Source organism: Sphingobacterium puteale (genome assembly GCF_050986225.1).
GTDB classification, from domain to species: domain Bacteria; phylum Bacteroidota; class Bacteroidia; order Sphingobacteriales; family Sphingobacteriaceae; genus Sphingobacterium; species Sphingobacterium puteale.
This window is the reverse complement of the sequence record NZ_CP158959.1, coordinates 755674-771915: the sequence shown is the minus strand read 5'-3', so window position 1 is coordinate 771915 and position 16242 is coordinate 755674. Positions and strand designations below refer to the sequence as shown.

Sequence of the window (16242 nt, the reverse complement as noted above, 5' to 3'; positions counted from 1 at the left end):
AATCATTTCTGACAAATTACATTTATCCTTTTCTGACTTGCACCCCAATAATGGCAACCGTATGCAATTGATTTTTTTATCAAGGGAGCCCCTACTGCTGTTCTAATTTTCGGTTTATCAATCATTTCCTCCTAGATAATGACAGTAACGTGTCAACATATTCCACCTATTTATTTATTTTTGCTTCAATAAATTGTATTAAACACATTTTAATAGGTAAAGTAAAATAACGTGAATAGAAAACTAATCATTGGCACCCGGGGAAGTGTTCTTGCAATGTGGCAGGCAAATTTTGTGAAAGACCGATTACAGGAAATTGGTATAGAAGCAGAGTTAAAAGTCATCAAAACTCAAGGTGATATTATTCAGCATCTCCGTTTGGATAAATTGGAAGGTAAAGGATTTTTCACCAAAGAACTTGAGGAAGAACTTTTGAACGGGACTATCGATTTAGCCGTACATTCACACAAAGATTTACCTACAATCAATCCGCCGGGATTGATTATTGCGGCTGTTTCCGAACGGGAGGACCCTTCCGAATTATTGATTATCCACAAGGATTGTGTAGATATCAAGAAACGTCTATCCCTAAAACATAACGCAACTGTCGGAACATCTTCCAACCGTAGAAAAGCACAAATATCGGCTTTACGCCCAGACCTGGAATTCGACGATCTAAGAGGTAACCTCCAAACAAGAATGCAGAAGCTGCGGGACGAGCAATACGATGCGATTGTGCTGGCAAAAGCTGGTATCAGCCGTATCGAAATGGATATCACAGACTTTCATGTCGAAGAAATTCCACCGGTCGAAATTATCCCTGCTCCGGCACAAGGTGTATTAGCTATTCAGATCCGTGAAGTCGATAAAGAACTCTTTACTGCATTGCAACCACTAAATAACAATGAAGTCGCTAAAACCATTGCTGTAGAACGTTTGGTATTGAACAAATTTGACGCTGGATGTCATGCACCACTCGGATGTTATTGCCGTAAAAGCGGTGATGAATATGAAGCTTGGGCTTCCATTGCCGATACAAGTGAAGACTTTCCTGACCGTGTATATTTGAGAGATACCGATCCAACCAGATTGGCTGAGCGTATTTTCAGCAAGTACGCAAAAGATCGTAAGTTACCGCAATCTGTCTTTATTTCCAGGGAGGTAGACGAAAATTCCTACTTCGCCCGTGCTATGGCCAAACATAATATCACTATCGAAGGCCGCTCGCTGATCAAGATATTTCCGATCATCAATAAACTGGACCCTTTTATCCTAAAGCATGTTGATTGGATTATATTTTCAAGCAAAAACGGGATTGAGCATTTCTTCAACCTGGAGCCTCGGTTAAGTAAAAAGACCAAAATAGGCGTGATCGGTCGTGGGTCAGAGGAAATACTACGCAAGTATGATCGCGTAGCGGATTTTTCCGGTGACAGTGAAGGGATTAACATGGAAGAGATTGCTAAGAAATTTGCCGAACTAGCAAATGGTGGAACAGTACTTATCCCGCGTGCAAAGGAATCGCTTGAGACGATTCAGAAAGCATTAAGTCCGGAAACTAAGATCATTAATATCCCAGTCTATGAAACCGTATTGGAAGAGGACGTCGATCCATCCAATGCAGAAGTACTCGTATTTACAAGTCCTAGTAATGTAGAGGCTTATTTTGCGGACAATCTTTTAGAACCGGGACAAAAAGTCATCTGCATCGGTCGTTCAACCGGAGCCAAGTTTGATGAGATGAATGTTCCTTATACACTTCCCTATTCACCAGACGAGATCGGTCTCTCAGAGGCTGTTTTTGGCTTAGAATATTAAATAGTATTGCGCAATTAGTATTGAGAAGTTGGCAAAAGAATTTATAGTCTTTGTCATTGAACAACACTGGATTACTGGATCATAAATAAATTAAATATAATGTTACAACGTCCGAGAAGAAATCGTAAATCTGCCGTGATTCGCGACATGATTCAAGAGACACGTTTAGACGCGTCAAATTTGATTTTTCCACTTTTTATTGTAGATGGCCAAAATCAAAAAACCGAGGTTAAATCGATGCCGGGCATCTACCGCTATTCGATAAATAATTTATTGAAAGAAGTGGAGAGCTGCCTCAAATTAGGCCTACGTTCATTCGACCTATTTCCCAATATTGAAGAATCATTGAAGGACAAATACGCGACGGAGAGTTACCGTGACGGAAGTTTGTATTTACGGGCTATTGAGGCTGTAAAGAAAAATTTTCCCGAAGCTTGTATCGTTACGGATGTAGCAATGGACCCTTACAGCAGCGATGGTCATGATGGAATTGTTGAGAATGGCGAGATCTTAAATGATGAAACATTGGAAGTATTGGGCAAGATGGCACTCGCACACGCGCAGTCGGGTGCAGATATTATCGCGCCATCGGATATGATGGACGGACGTATCGGGTATATTCGTCAGCTATTGGACCATAATGGTTTCACAAACGTGTCTTTAATGTCGTATACGGCGAAGTATGCATCAGCCTATTACGGCCCTTTCAGAGATGCTTTGGGCTCAGCTCCAAAACATGGGGATAAGAAAACGTATCAGATGAACCCTGCGAATGCAAAAGAAGCACTTATCGAGGCACAACTAGATGCCCAAGAAGGTGCGGATTTTCTAATGGTTAAACCGGGACTTCCCTATTTAGATATTGTGAAACTTCTTGCTGATAATTTTGATCTCCCGATCGCGGTGTATAATGTCAGTGGCGAATACGCTATGTTAAAAGCTGCCATTCAAAATGGCTGGTTGGATGAACGTGTAATCCTGGAAACTTTATTAAGCTTCAGACGCGCGGGCGCAACAGCGATTTTATCGTACCACTCAAAAGAAGTCTTGGAAAAGGGCTTTATTTAGGCAAATAAGATCGGGGGGTCGCTCTAAAAACAGCGAATTGCTCAAAGATAAAAGTAAATATTAAAAAAGGTTCGAAATTAAGTTTTTCGAACCTTTTTTTGGTCCACTACTTTTAAACTATCTGACCCCAGCAGAGTCAAACGGATTATTATAAACATCCATATTATGTTAAAAAGTATTCTTATCAGCAGTTTTCTACTGTCGGGTTCTGCTGCCCATGAGCATCCTATTTACTCACTTCTGGAAGGTGTATGGATCGCCGAAGACGCAAAATTAAAATCAGTAGCATTTAATAAAAATGGTGATGCTTTCTTTACGTTTATAAACGCAAAAGCAGGAAGCCTTAATACCTCAGTACACCAGAAAGTCGATAGCCTCGTGCTATTAAACCAACAGAAATTTAGTGGTTATCTATTTAGTCCCAATCTATTTGGAAAATACAGCGACAACAAAACTCCATTTGAGATTCAAATAAACTCAACAAACGAGATCACTTTATTGATCAATAAACAAGAAATATTATTACGAAAAAAAGAGGACACCCCGACCTTTAAATAAAGAATACCACTGAATTCTTGATTCCTTACGTTTCCATGAGACTTATCTTCGTAAAAAAAGATAACTTCGCATTCAAATATAATGACTATGCAAGCACCTGATATTTCAAGAGCAAAATCTGCTGAATTATTTGAAAAAGCAAAACAATATTTCCCGGGCGGCGTAAACTCTCCCGTTCGAGCTTTTAAATCCGTATTTGGTACCCCCTTATTTATTGAACGTGGCGACAAAGCGCATCTTTGGGATGCTGATGGCAATGAGTTCATCGATTTCTGCTGTTCGTGGGGTCCTTTGATTTTGGGACACAATAACGGTCAAGTTCGCGAGGCCGTTGCAGCACAATTAAGTAAAGGATTGAGCTTTGGTGCACCTACTGCTCTGGAAAATCAACTTGCCGAATTGATTATTGAAAAAAATAAATATATCGAAAAAATCCGCTTTGTCAGTTCAGGAACCGAGGCTGTGATGTCTGCAATCCGCTTGGCAAGAGGATATACCAAACGCGATAAGATCATCAAATTTGACGGATGTTACCATGGTCATTCGGATTCGCTTTTGGTAAAAGCAGGCTCGGGATTGGTGACTTTCGGAGAAACTTCTTCGGCTGGCGTTCCCAAAGCTTTTGCAGATGAAACAATCGTCATCGAGTTAAATGACAAAGACGCACTGAAAGCTGCTTTTACAGAATTTAAAGATCAGATCGCTGCAGTGATCATTGAAGGTATTCCAGCCAACAATGGTCTATTGATGCAATCCAAAGAATACATGCATTTCCTCCGTGATATCACAAAAGAAAATGGGAGTATGCTAATCATGGATGAGGTCATCACCGGATTCCGGATCGGTTTTGAAGGAGCTTCTGCTTACTACGAAATACAGCCAGATATTATCACCTATGGCAAGATCATAGGCGGTGGCATGCCAGTGGGAGCCTATGGGGCATCCAAAGAACTTATGGCCTGTATCTCACCTGATGGTGCCGTTTATCAAGCTGGTACCTTGTCAGGGAACCCTGTAGCCATGGCAGCGGGTATTGCAGCCTTGACTATTTTGGCACAAGATGATTTCTACACAAACTTAAATGCGAAAACTGCGGCATTCGTACAGGATATGCGTGATTATATCGCTGAAAAAGGCTACCGAGTACAATTATTCCACGTTGCCTCTATTTTCTGGTTTGCATTTACTGAGCAAGAAGATATCAAGAAAGCAAGCGAGATTGATCCCGCTTCCATGGAATCATACAAAATCATGCATCGCGAACTCCTGAATAGAGGGGTTTATTTCGGTCCTTCGGGGTATGAAGTCGGTTTTGTTTCCGCTGCACATACTGACGCAGATTTAGCTACGGCAAAAAAACATATTTTTGATGCCCTGGACATCGTCTTTGAGTCATAAAAAGGAAGTATACTACAACAATGCCCCAAAAACTAAAATAGTTTTTGGGGCATTTATATGCTGTTTAATCAGGATTCTCTATCTCAGCTAAAGTTCCTGTTGAACTACAGTATGGGTATCAGCCAATTTGGTGGCGAGCTTTTTATCCTTTGATTTTATCTTATTCAATCCCTGGATAAGCTCATCCAGCGAAAACTTACCTTTTATATCCATAAATACACTTTCATCTCCTTCGTCATGGACCAATAGCGAAACCCGGCTGATCACATTATCTTTATCAATGCGCGCATTAATCGAGATCTCCTCCCCCTCAGTGTTGATCACCAGTAGCTCCTCAAATTTATTCTTCTTTAAAAACTTATGGTAATCTTCCAGAATCAATACATTCTTTTCCTGATCATTATTTGATAATGTCATCATCCTGAATTTTTTCAATTTTTTGACGATGCCCGCCATGACCTTTGCATCCTCGTCGTTCTCGTCCTGCAAGGCCTTTTTGATAAATGGTTTTGTCAACCACATCGGCAAATTAATGGCAACGATCTCTGCATTATTTGAAACATTGGATCCCCTGACGAAATCCATGTTGGAACCTTTTTTGATGATGCAGGATTGCAATGAAAATAGCACTGCAATTAGGCATAACAATGTTAGTAATCTTTTCATCTGTATAAATTTGTTTTTCAGTTGTGATGAAGCTATCAGATTTATTCACTTTCCAGTTTGAGTGAATAAATCATGATGGTTTCATAATATTTACTTTTTATTGTTATTCTGTTTGTCCTTACTCACTTTGTTATTTCCTTCATTGACCAAGTTCGTCACGTCTTTCAAAGGTATCGCCCCATCCAGAATCATAAATAGATTCTGGTCATCTCCATTTATTGTAAGCAACAAATTGTTTAGGATATCTGCATTAGCAGACATATTCTCCACCATGAATCGAATATCTTGACCTTCACTGTTGAGCGACATAAGTTCCTCGTATTTTAAATTTGAAACGGCGCCGCGAATGATACCTGTCAAGTTTTTATCTTCGCCATCCTCTACGATCAACATACGCAAAGATTTAACATTCTTGAGTAGAGGCGTAATCGTCTGCATATCCTCGTCATCAATTTTTAAATTCCCTAACAACTTGAACATAGGGGCTCCAATTTTAAGTGTGGTCACTCCCTTTTTCCCCTGATATTGCTCGAAAAGTTTATCTAACTTGGAAATCTGTGCGTTTGCCATACTTGCTACAAGTAATAGGCAAGCTATTAATAATCCTTTCATATTATTTTAGTTAATCGATATTGACATTTGTTTTATATTCATTGCTTTATCTACTCCATTTTCCAGATTGTTTGCCAGCAATCCCAATGACCTAAGGGTCAATTCCACAGCTTCCTCTTCGTTAGCAACAGGTTTGCCATTTAATACCACATAATCTGCTTGATAACCATCTTCCTTTTGCTGTAAAGACTGGACAACCCGCTTCTTTTTCGCCATTATTTTCTTCGATGGCACGCGTTGATTGAAATGCTTCAAAGTATTCGTCGCCAGCATTGTACTTCGTTTCCTGTCTCCATGTGTTACTTTCACCACATCGGAATGAACTGTTGCTTCATTGTTTCCCTCCACCTCTTTCATCGACGGTCTTTGAGGTTCTTTGATCTCTTTATGGGCAAGTACTGGCTGTTGTATTTGCTGCTTCTGGTTCAGATAGACTGATAATCCAACCACGAACAAAAAAATTGCCGCAGCAGCATATTTTATCCAGATATTGTCTCGCCATCTGATGATTTTTTTATCTGCTTTGACTTGATTTTCAAAATCCTCAAACGACCAGTCCATTTTCACATTCTTTTCCTGATCCAATAGCTGAAAGAACAGTTCATCCGATTTTTTCAGCTCCCTTTCTTCCTCCGATGACGACTTGCCATCAAAGTATTTTTCTTTCAATTCCGCTAATCTTCTGTTTTTCATCATTACAACTTTGAGTTTCACTGTTAATGAAGCTATTGGATCTATTTTTTAGTTGAATAAATCCGGAAGCTTTCATAATCAAATAATTTTGTCAACTGCTCCTTTACTTTCTGCCTGGCCCGCATCAGATTAACCCTGACAGCAGACTCCCCCATTTCCAATACTTCACCGATTTCGTCAATATCATAATCTTCCACATCACGTAGGTGCATCACAAGGCGTTGTTTCTCGGGTAGCGAGTTGATCATTTCCAAAATGATTTCTTTCGTATTTTCAACAGAATTTTCTGTTGTTGAAATAATCTGGTGCTGTTCGGCAAAATCTGTACGTACCTTCGCTTTTTTAATCCGGTTCAATGCTTCATTTTTAATGCTCTGCATGCAAAATGCCTCTAAATTCCTATATTGATACAATTTATCTTTCCCCTGCCATAGACGCATCATCACATTTTGAACCGCATCAAATGCTTCATCATCATCAACCAAGATCCGTTTCGCAAAGCGAAATAGCTTATCCTTATGGACGAAAACGGTATTTTTAAATTGCTCTTGGTTCATTCTTAGTATTTAGTATTGAGATGCCAGATTTGAGATTTTGATTGTACAAAACTGCAGTTTATCTAATTTTTGTTTGTTCATTTTAAATACGTGCTATATTATTTCCTTTACCATTTTTGCATACTATATAAACAAGACATTTCAGACTTCTTATTTATTACATCTCATATAAATATTTTTTTAAACTATTTATTTATTCAGATCACAGGCTATGTACGCTGTTCTTTCAGCCCCTTGAAAACGATAGACAAGATGATTTCCTGTTTTAAGATACCGTTTTCTCATTAACAGATTATACTCTTTTGTAGCATTATTACAAACAAAATACGCTAAGCTATTGTTATTTAAGATGCTGAACGATAAAAATTTAAATAAGAAAAATTATGAAGTACTACAGAATTACAGCCATTACTGCTGCATTAGTATTATTGATCGGAGCCGCCGGATGTAATAATTCATCCAATAAAGGTGCTGATCAAAAGGATTCAATGGGTGATGCCGATACGAATACTGCACAGAAAATGGATTCCATTTCAGTTAGTCCAATTGCTGAGTCAAAACAATTTCCCGGAGCGCACCTCGAAATCGCTTCTATAAGCGCCGAAAAAGCAGGTGCTGACTCTGCAAAGGTTACCGTGAAATATGCTGTTAAAAATTTCAAGCTAACTGAAATGACAGAAGATGCTCACGCCGCCCATTTAGCCAACTCGCACGATGGGCAACATATCCATTTTATTTTAGATAATAAACCTTATACCGCTCTGTATAAACCTGAGCACAGCGTTACTTTGGCTTTAAATTCAGAGCACTATTTACTCTCATTTTTGTCCCGGTCCTATCATGAATCCATTAAAACTACGGAGGCCTCAAAATTGATTAAATTCAAGATAGATGCCACGGGGAAATTGTCACAGGAGCCAACCCCTAAAGAACCGTCTTTGTTTTACTCGCGTCCAAAAGGGGAATACAAAGGTGACGAAACCAAAAATCTACTTCTGGATTTCTACTTGGTCAACACTAGTATTGCTCCAGACGGAAATAAGGTGATAGCAGATATCAACGGACAGACATTTACATTGGATAAATGGGCCCCTTACGAAATAAAGGGCTTGCCAATGGGAAATAACAAAGTAAAATTAACCTTGGTAGATAAAGAGGGAAATGCCGTTACCGGTGATAATGTATCAGTAGAACGAGATATTAAACTCTCTGAAAAATAGGCATGTAAAAACAAGAGAGTCGCATTTTGATGCGACTCTCTTGTTTACTACCAATCTTTACCGTTAACCGATGTAATTTTGTCCTTCATCGATTGAATAAATTCATTTATTTTTTTGTCCATTAAGAGCACCTCTCGCTTACTGATTACTTTACCCTTTTCGGTAAAGAGACCACTTGTCCCTGCCGTCCAAGACTTTTTACCAATTAAGCTTAAAGTTTCATTTGGCCCATATTTTATGCGATCAAAAATCGGTTCAAATCGAATCTTACCATCTCTGAATTGCAGATCATATTTATAAATATATTGGGCATTTACTCCTCCAACAAGATATCCTTGCTCAACTTTAAGCCAATCATGCCCATTGATAACGATTTGTTCATTCTCTATAACATTGGTAATTTCCTCAGGCCTTTCATAGTTTGCATTTATAAACTTGATCATTTCCTTAAAAAGTTGCTCTCGCGAAATACCGGGAAAATCAATAATGACATATTTCTTGGTCAGATCAGTCATATCCACAAAACCATTAGACGTAATCTTCATGGATTGACCAAAAGTATGCAAACCACAAAGCATAAATAGTGCAAAAACAAGTTTCTTCATTTATAACATTTATTAATCGTTACCAAATTACTAAATATTTAAAAGAAAAACAGAATTATATCGATGTGCTACGGCAATTTCTCAAAATCAATTTTCGGAGCAGTCCTTTTATTGACAAGCTCAAACTTGCTGCCCGGTTTAACAATCTCATTAAAAAAACCGCCATTTCTTAAAAAGTAGCCATTTTTTGTTGTTCCTCCCATAGCATCAATACGTTGATGGGCACGGTAGGTATTATCAACACTAAATGAGGCGGATTGAACAGGGCGCCATTGACCATCATAAACCCATTGATTTTTAAATTCCACCTGTCTTCCTAGATACCCCTGATTCGGACTGAAATTCTCTAAGAAACTATGAAACCTTTTTAAATATGTATTTGTTTGCGGACGTTTGAAACTAGCAATGACATTCCATGCATTTTCCTCAGGCACAAAAAACCAAGCAGTATAGTCTGTATTTCCTTTTCCATCCGGAACGCCTTTCAACAAGAATTTATAGGTTTCACCCGCTTTCCAGAAATATTTACGGTAACTCTGCCCTCCGGATCCCTCGTTGCCAAATTCTCCTGTATGCACGTCTTTTCCTTTCTTCAATAAATGGATTTTTTGTTCATTTGGAATACTTTTCGGGTCATCCGTATGAAAAGGGCTCCATACTGAAAATAAAATACGTCGTTCGGTTTCCGAATTCACCTGTATACCAAAATATCCTTCTCCAAAGCCATTCGCCATAAAATATGAACCGACTTTATCCTCACCTTTTGGTACAGTTACCTCATTGTAATAATAGCTGACATTCCCTTCACTTGGTATCGTATAATTTAAGTGACAGGAAGGGCCGCGACGTGACCAATAGTAATAATCAGGATCATTTGAGTAGGTAAGGCCTTCAGCTGCAGCTTCTCCACTAACGATTAATTCCGTTACATCGGCAAACCTATCACCCGACTTACTTAATCCTTTTAAATTCACCTGTACGTAGCCCGGTGTTTTGACATCAATAGACAAAGCCGCTGTTTCGGCTAACTCAGTCCCTTTGATATCCAAAGAACTCTTTTTGCCCAAAGCAGAAATCTCTATTTTGGAGGAATTTCCGGCATGAGCTTTTGCTTTGAGTCTTAATTCGAGGTTCCCCGTTTTCTCCGTTCTGAAATATACCGATGCAACGCTTTGATCACTTGACCATTTTACCAATCCATTGCGTCCAGAAATTTCTGCTCCATCATTTTGTCCACTAGTAATAAAAGCATTTCCTGCGAGCGGAACGGCATAAGATTTTATAGAGGTTTGCGCATCAACACCTAATGAAAGGCAAGATAAGGCACCTATGAAGAGCTGCTTGATAAAGAATTTTCTTTTCATCTGTTTAATTTTTTTCATCTATTGTCTGTTACCTTGGCTACTTATGTTACCTAAGCTACCAGGGTTTTATAGGAATTGAAGGATATCAATTACACTAATCTAAGCGTGAATATATATTGATTCTTAAAAACTGTATTATTTTGATGAAGATAAGGCTTAGATTGACAGAAAAAGAAAGGAAATGTATATCAATCGATTGTGTAAAAAAGCAGCGATAATCAACCCGCTATTTAACCTATTAAAAAGATTTATGAAAGATATCTGCGTAGCCCCGTGTGAATCTCAAATAAATTAAAGAAAAAGAGCAGAGCTACTTCTTTAATTGAAAGCCTATTCATTCAAACCGAGTTCGGTAACCATCTTCTGATAATTATTCAGAAAATATTTATATAGTTTAAACTGTTCCGTTTCTTCATATTCCACCTGTTGCAAACCGAACTCAGAAACGGTGTAAATCTCCGAATCTGGATAGGCCAACAAAATTGGTGAATGGGTGGCAATAATAAATTGGGACTTATTGTTGACCAATTGGTTTATTCTAGTTAGTAAACGAAATTGGCTATTGATGGAAAGTGCTGATTCAGGTTCATCAAGCAGATACAGTCCACGTCCCGAAAAGCGTTTATGCATTAAGTTAAGAAAACTCTCCCCATGAGAGCATTCGTGCAATGAGCCACCATAAAGCTCAGAAAGAGCATTTTCTTTATCTGGATCTCTTAAAATTGCCTCTTTCTCTTCACTGAACAATTCATCAACCTCAGTCGCTACATTATAAAAGCTCTCGGCCCGTAAGAAAAAGCCATCATGCTCACGGAAGGCTGTTCTTATGACCTGCAGATCATTAAAAAGTTCGGAATGGGAATCCTTCGTATGGAAATTAAAGTTCTTCGTTCCTCCTTCGGGATTGAAACCAGCATTAATCGCAATAGCCTCCACCAAAGTGGACTTACCCGAACCATTCTCCCCAATAATAAAAGTCACTGGAGATCTAAACCGCAATTCATTCAAATTCAATATTGAATCAATATTAAATGGATAAGCGATTCGATCCTCGATTGGTTTTGTATTTCTTATGGAATGAATATAGTGCATAGAATGTATAGTAATGAAGTACTAAGCTTTCCGGAATCCTTGTGCAACATAATAGATCAATGGAATAAAGATAAATCCCAGTGTCAGTGGGAAAAACCATTCGCCTAACCCATCAGAAGTCCCTGCCGAATTTGGAATCGCCTTGAACGTGATAACACCAAAAATAACTACAATAATACATTTCAAGTACCGTATCATACGACTTGCGTTTGCATATTGCCGGAAGGCATTTTCTTCAGTTATCCGAACAGGATAGTTAAATGTATGTGGAAATCGATTTAGGATCGTCATTCCTATAAATAGTATTGTGGCAATAATTGGTAAAGCAAAAATAGTCTCTTTCCCACCAAAACTATCCGCATTTCCTGCAGTATTATAATGCACTGGAATCGTTTCAGGTAGTTTATAATAATTTATAGCAACCAGATACCATAACGTGAATAAGGACAGGTAACCAATTAATTCCAATATGATATCGCCGAGCGTCGGTATGAGTTTTATACGTGGTCTTTTTTCCATTTTGAAATTGGTTATCGATACATTGATTTGGCTAAACAAGATCGAATAAAACTCGATTTTATACTCACTAAGTTAAGAAACATACGGTAACAATACAATGCATAAACCGACTGCTAACTACCTCAATATTCCATTAAAATCGGCCTAATACCTGAACAGTCATTGAGCGTATCCACATTAATCCTTATACAAATCGGCGTCGGGCATAAAAAAAGTGAAGCGGTTGCCCTCTTCACTTTTCCACACAGCGTTAATAACTATGTTGACAACTGTAATTTTATCAGGATTTTACTGTTTCGATTATTCACAGTCTGTTAATACAGGTGTTGAATAAGCTATAAACAATTAAAAACCAACACTTTTCAAATTTAATCCCGTACGCTCATTCAATCCGAACATGAGGTTCATATTTTGTACGGCTTGACCAGATGCTCCTTTCAACAAATTATCAGTCACATTTAAGATCAGCAACTTATTTCCATGTTTCTCCAAATGAATAATACTTTTATTGGTATTTACAACTTGTTTGAGGTCGATATTACTCCGGCTAACGTGTGTAAATGGATGTGTTGCATAATACGATTCGTACAACTCATACGCTTGTTCCTCGGTCAAATCAGAATCAACATAAATTGCCGAGAAAATTCCCCGTGTAAAATCGCCACGCTGTGGAACGAAATTTATCCTTTCAGCAGCACGTGCTAATAACGAATCATCAGACGCTGGCAAAAATCCATTTTGCAATTGATCCAACGACTCCGAAATTTCCTGTAGGTGTTGGTGCTCGAAAGACTTGTATGCAGAAAGATTGTTGTTACGCCAAGAGAAATGTGTGGTCGCCCCCGGCTTCTGTCCGGCACCGGTAGATCCCGTTGTTGCATTAACGTGAATCTGATCGGGTAATAACCCTTTACTTGCCAGCGGCAATAGGGCTAATTGTATATTTGTTGCAAAACAACCCGGATTAGCAATATACTGCGCAGATTTGATCGCTTCCTTATTTAGCTCCGGAAGTCCATATACAAATTGCTGCCCCTGATAAGCGGTATTTGCACGAAGGCGATAATCTTGCGAAAGATCAATAATCTTTACAGATGCTGCAACTGGATTCGCATTCAAAAATTTGCGTGCATCGCCATGCCCAACGCATAAGAACAATACATCAATATCGGAATGAAAATCAGAAGAGAAAGTCAGTTCTGTATCACCGAACAGATCATTGTGGACTTCATATAATTTGTTTCCCGCGTTAGACGCACTATTAGCAAATACAATCTCTACTTCAGGATGATAAATCAATACCCGCAATAATTCTCCGCCCGTATATCCTGCTGAACCAACGATTCCTACTTTTATCATATTTATATTTCGTATTGAGTAGCTAGTATGACTATTAAGACTTTACTTCTGCAAGCCAATGGCTTACAGAAGTATCCTAATTTTTTATTTTTGATTTACTTTATGCCAGATAATGGTCTGGTTTCCAAAAATTTTGGAGAATCCTTTTACATCGTCACCCGTGTAACCTTTATTCATCTCACCATAGCTACCAAATTTATTCGACATTAAATCGTGCTCGGATTCAATACCAATCACTATAAAACGATAAGGGTGTAGTTCAACGATTACGCGACCTGTTACAGTTTCTTGTGAAGACTGCAAGAATGCTTCAATATCGCGCATGACAGGATCATGCATTTGTCCTTCGTGCATATAATTTCCATAGAAAGCAGCGATTTGATCTTTCCAAGATAATTGCCATTTAGTCAGCGTATGTTTTTCCAAGGTGTGGTGTGCCTTAATTAAAATCACTGAAGCTGCGGCTTCAAAACCTACACGACCTTTGATACCAATGATTGTATCACCTACGTGAATATCACGACCGATGCCGTAAGGTTGTGCAATAGCCTGCAGTTCCTGAATGACTTTCACAGATGCCATGTTCTCTCCGTTTAAAGCAACTGGCTCGCCCTTTTCAAAATCTATTGTGATCTGTTGAGGTTCTGAAGAAGTTACCGGCGTTGGCCATGCTGATTCCGGTAGATATTGATTGGATGTCAATGTTTCTGCTCCACCTACCGACGTACCCCAAAGGCCTTTATTGATCGAATATTTAGCTTTTTCGGCAGAATATTCAACACCATGTTTATTCAGGTATTCTATTTCCGCTTCGCGGGATAACTGCAGATCACGGATCGGTGTGATAATTTCAACCCCTGGGATCAAGGTCTGGAAAATCATGTCAAAACGTACCTGATCATTTCCGGCCCCTGTAGAACCATGTGCAACACATTCAGCACCGATTTTCTTTGCATAGTTTGCAATGGCAGTAGCCTGACATACGCGTTCAGCGGACACTGACAGTGGGTAAGTCGCATTTTTCAGCACATTACCAAAGATCAAGTATTTAATAGTTTCGCGGTAATAGTCTGCTGTTTCGTCAATCGCCGTATGTGATTTTACGCCTAATGCGTACGCACGTGCTTCAATCGTCTTTAATTCTTCATCCGAAAAACCACCTGTATTTACGACTACGGAATGAACCTCCAAACCTAAATCTTGCGAAAGATAAATACAACAAAACGAAGTATCTAATCCTCCGCTGAATGCTAAAACTACTTTTTTCATTGAGATAAATTGTTTTTTTTGCCGTGAAACTATTATCAGCCAATCCGGCTCTATTTGAGCCTTAAGCTGACCGTTTCATCGCTGTTCATTATTTATTTTCAATGGCTACTACGCCAGTTGACATGTTATGTATGATTTTTGCGAAGAAAGATGTATGACACTCGATTTCTTCTGTTAAAGTTATTAAAATCCTTTTGCAACTTTATTATGTTTTGGGAAATTGACCGCAATGAATTTATTGGCCGATTTCCAGAACTTTGCCTGAATACGTTTTAACAAGGATTGTTTTTGTGTGATTCTCTCCAAACGCTCCTTTGCTTCATGTTTACGTTGGATCTTTTCTTTCAGCTCACGTTCTTTTTCTTCCGGATCCCAGAGCATGGCTGTACACATACAATTCTTACGGTCTTTGCTCATTAAAATTTCATAATTCACACAGCTCTGACAGCCTTTCCAAAATTCATCATCGTTCGTCAATTCTGAATAAGGTACGGGTTCGTATCCAAGTTCTGAATTAATTTTCATGACAGCAAAACCTGTGGTCAAACCAAATATCTTTGCTTTGGGATACTTTTCACGGGACAGATCAAATACCCTTTTCTTAATGGCTTTTGCCAAACCTACCTTTCGAAATTCGGGATTGACTATAAGTCCAGAATTTGCAACGTAATCGCCATGGCCCCAAGTTTCAATATAACAAAAACCTGCCCATCGACCGTCCCTATGTAAAGCAATCACTGCTTTACCCTCATTCATTTTGTTGGCAACATACTCTGGTTTACGACGTGCAATACCAGTACCACGAGCCTTTGCAGACTCGAACATTTCGTTGCAAATAACCTCTGCATAATGTGCATGCTCAGGTTTAGCCGGAATAATTAAAAAATCTGATATAGTCATTGACTTACGACCCTAATAATAAAACAACAACTACTGTCGTGTTTTGTTACTGAATAAATTAAAATAATGGATTCAAAACCATCGGACAATCATGGCCTTGTTTGGAAGATTCACTACCTCAAATCAAGCCCGAGGTAGTATGGGTCGTCGGAAGCGTAAAACAGGTATTTCTACGAAAATGAAAGCACAAAACACCTTCCTCATAAACTTCTCAAAAGTTTGAGTATAAGAATAGTCGTTCTTTTTGCTCTGTTTCATTTTATTTCTCTGTCAATTTGTTTCTGACGTTGCAAATGTATAAAAATATTTTTTTCTTTTCCACAATATTATCATGGATTTTTTGCAAAAATCAAAAAATTACAATCAGGACTCAAAACAGGCTTGTAACCTTCATTTTCAAGCAATTAATTATTGACATCCCCAGTCTATCCCCTGGCTTCAGACGATATTAATTTGACAATAAAATCCATAAAGGTTTAAGGCTTTATCAATTGATAAGGGGACTTTTTTCACGGGTTCGTTATTTTTGGCCAAAAAACGATAC

Annotated in this window: 16 protein-coding genes; 5 read left to right on the top strand and 11 right to left on the bottom strand. The window is 38.6% G+C overall.

Annotation, left to right across the window (positions count from 1 at the left end):
• The first annotated feature begins 231 nt into the window (after positions 1-231).
• From hemC to hemL, 4 genes are all read left to right on the top strand, one after another.
• Complete coding sequence (gene hemC, locus ABTV71_RS03205) at positions 232-1818, top strand: hydroxymethylbilane synthase (RefSeq protein WP_433902230.1); 1587 nt, start codon at positions 232-234, stop codon at positions 1816-1818.
• Between the two features lie 99 nt (positions 1819-1917).
• Positions 1918-2886 carry a porphobilinogen synthase gene (gene hemB / locus ABTV71_RS03200; RefSeq protein ID WP_433902229.1) on the top strand — a complete coding sequence of 323 codons (969 nt, stop codon included), beginning with the start codon at positions 1918-1920 and terminating at the stop codon, positions 2884-2886.
• Between the two features lie 165 nt (positions 2887-3051).
• Positions 3052-3444, top strand: a complete 393-nt coding sequence (locus ABTV71_RS03195; protein ID WP_121124515.1) for a hypothetical protein — start codon at positions 3052-3054, stop codon at positions 3442-3444.
• Between the two features lie 87 nt (positions 3445-3531).
• A complete protein-coding gene (gene hemL / locus ABTV71_RS03190) occupies positions 3532-4842 on the top strand; it encodes a glutamate-1-semialdehyde 2,1-aminomutase (protein WP_433902228.1) in 1311 nt (436 codons plus the stop codon).
• An 87-nt stretch (positions 4843-4929) separates the two neighbouring features.
• Here hemL and ABTV71_RS03185 read toward each other — a convergent pair whose 3' ends face one another.
• From ABTV71_RS03185 to ABTV71_RS03170, 4 genes are all read right to left on the bottom strand, one after another.
• Positions 4930-5508 (bottom strand): DUF4252 domain-containing protein, encoded by a 579-nt coding sequence (locus ABTV71_RS03185; protein WP_433902227.1) that lies wholly within the window; start codon positions 5506-5508, stop codon positions 4930-4932.
• Between the two features lie 90 nt (positions 5509-5598).
• Positions 5599-6120: a DUF4252 domain-containing protein gene (locus ABTV71_RS03180; RefSeq protein WP_121124512.1), complete on the bottom strand. Its 522-nt coding sequence runs from the start codon at positions 6118-6120 to the stop codon at positions 5599-5601.
• A gap of 6 nt (positions 6121-6126) precedes the next feature.
• Positions 6127-6816, bottom strand: a complete 690-nt coding sequence (locus tag ABTV71_RS03175; RefSeq protein ID WP_433902226.1) for a hypothetical protein — start codon at positions 6814-6816, stop codon at positions 6127-6129.
• Between the two features lie 38 nt (positions 6817-6854).
• Positions 6855-7370 carry an RNA polymerase sigma factor gene (locus tag ABTV71_RS03170; RefSeq protein ID WP_433902225.1) on the bottom strand — a complete coding sequence of 172 codons (516 nt, stop codon included), beginning with the start codon at positions 7368-7370 and terminating at the stop codon, positions 6855-6857.
• A gap of 383 nt (positions 7371-7753) precedes the next feature.
• Here ABTV71_RS03170 and ABTV71_RS03165 point away from each other — a divergent pair, with 383 nt between their 5' ends.
• Positions 7754-8590, top strand: coding sequence for a hypothetical protein (locus tag ABTV71_RS03165; RefSeq protein WP_433902224.1), 837 nt, complete (start codon positions 7754-7756; stop codon positions 8588-8590).
• Between the two features lie 47 nt (positions 8591-8637).
• On the opposite strand, the gene ABTV71_RS03160 is transcribed toward ABTV71_RS03165, so the two are convergent.
• From ABTV71_RS03160 to ABTV71_RS03130, 7 genes are all read right to left on the bottom strand, one after another.
• Positions 8638-9195 (bottom strand): DUF4468 domain-containing protein, encoded by a 558-nt coding sequence (locus tag ABTV71_RS03160; protein WP_433902223.1) that lies wholly within the window; start codon positions 9193-9195, stop codon positions 8638-8640.
• 68 nt (positions 9196-9263) lie between these two features.
• Entirely contained in the window at positions 9264-10559 is a 1296-nt protein-coding gene (locus ABTV71_RS03155) for a DUF3472 domain-containing protein (RefSeq protein WP_433902222.1), read from the bottom strand.
• A 330-nt stretch (positions 10560-10889) separates the two neighbouring features.
• Positions 10890-11651, bottom strand: a complete 762-nt coding sequence (locus ABTV71_RS03150) for an AAA family ATPase (RefSeq protein ID WP_121124508.1) — start codon at positions 11649-11651, stop codon at positions 10890-10892.
• Between the two features lie 21 nt (positions 11652-11672).
• Positions 11673-12170, bottom strand: a complete 498-nt coding sequence (locus ABTV71_RS03145) for a DUF1648 domain-containing protein (RefSeq protein WP_121124507.1) — start codon at positions 12168-12170, stop codon at positions 11673-11675.
• A 345-nt stretch (positions 12171-12515) separates the two neighbouring features.
• Entirely contained in the window at positions 12516-13535 is a 1020-nt protein-coding gene (gene argC / locus ABTV71_RS03140) for an N-acetyl-gamma-glutamyl-phosphate reductase (protein ID WP_433903694.1), read from the bottom strand.
• A 78-nt stretch (positions 13536-13613) separates the two neighbouring features.
• Complete coding sequence (argG, locus tag ABTV71_RS03135) at positions 13614-14798, bottom strand: argininosuccinate synthase (protein ID WP_121124505.1); 1185 nt, start codon at positions 14796-14798, stop codon at positions 13614-13616.
• A 183-nt stretch (positions 14799-14981) separates the two neighbouring features.
• Positions 14982-15698: a GNAT family N-acetyltransferase gene (locus tag ABTV71_RS03130; RefSeq protein WP_077438076.1), complete on the bottom strand. Its 717-nt coding sequence runs from the start codon at positions 15696-15698 to the stop codon at positions 14982-14984.
• Positions 15699-16242 lie beyond the last annotated feature (544 nt).

What these genes read in the sequence shown, in the direction of transcription:
- hemB (WP_433902229.1), top strand. Translation starts at nt 1,918, where the DNA reads ATGTTACAACGTCCGAGAAGAAATCGTAAATCTGCCGTGATTCGCGAC.
- ABTV71_RS03195 (WP_121124515.1), top strand. Translation starts at nt 3,052, where the DNA reads ATGTTAAAAAGTATTCTTATCAGCAGTTTTCTACTGTCGGGTTCTGCT.
- hemL (WP_433902228.1), top strand. Translation starts at nt 3,532, where the DNA reads ATGCAAGCACCTGATATTTCAAGAGCAAAATCTGCTGAATTATTTGAA.
- ABTV71_RS03185 (WP_433902227.1), bottom strand. Translation starts at nt 5,508, where the DNA reads ATGAAAAGATTACTAACATTGTTATGCCTAATTGCAGTGCTATTTTCA.
- ABTV71_RS03180 (WP_121124512.1), bottom strand. Translation starts at nt 6,120, where the DNA reads ATGAAAGGATTATTAATAGCTTGCCTATTACTTGTAGCAAGTATGGCA.
- ABTV71_RS03175 (WP_433902226.1), bottom strand. Translation starts at nt 6,816, where the DNA reads ATGATGAAAAACAGAAGATTAGCGGAATTGAAAGAAAAATACTTTGAT.
- ABTV71_RS03170 (WP_433902225.1), bottom strand. Translation starts at nt 7,370, where the DNA reads ATGAACCAAGAGCAATTTAAAAATACCGTTTTCGTCCATAAGGATAAG.
- ABTV71_RS03165 (WP_433902224.1), top strand. Translation starts at nt 7,754, where the DNA reads ATGAAGTACTACAGAATTACAGCCATTACTGCTGCATTAGTATTATTG.
- ABTV71_RS03160 (WP_433902223.1), bottom strand. Translation starts at nt 9,195, where the DNA reads ATGAAGAAACTTGTTTTTGCACTATTTATGCTTTGTGGTTTGCATACT.
- ABTV71_RS03155 (WP_433902222.1), bottom strand. Translation starts at nt 10,559, where the DNA reads ATGAAAAGAAAATTCTTTATCAAGCAGCTCTTCATAGGTGCCTTATCT.
- ABTV71_RS03150 (WP_121124508.1), bottom strand. Translation starts at nt 11,651, where the DNA reads ATGCACTATATTCATTCCATAAGAAATACAAAACCAATCGAGGATCGA.
- ABTV71_RS03145 (WP_121124507.1), bottom strand. Translation starts at nt 12,170, where the DNA reads ATGGAAAAAAGACCACGTATAAAACTCATACCGACGCTCGGCGATATC.
- argG (WP_121124505.1), bottom strand. Translation starts at nt 14,798, where the DNA reads ATGAAAAAAGTAGTTTTAGCATTCAGCGGAGGATTAGATACTTCGTTT.
- ABTV71_RS03130 (WP_077438076.1), bottom strand. Translation starts at nt 15,698, where the DNA reads ATGACTATATCAGATTTTTTAATTATTCCGGCTAAACCTGAGCATGCA.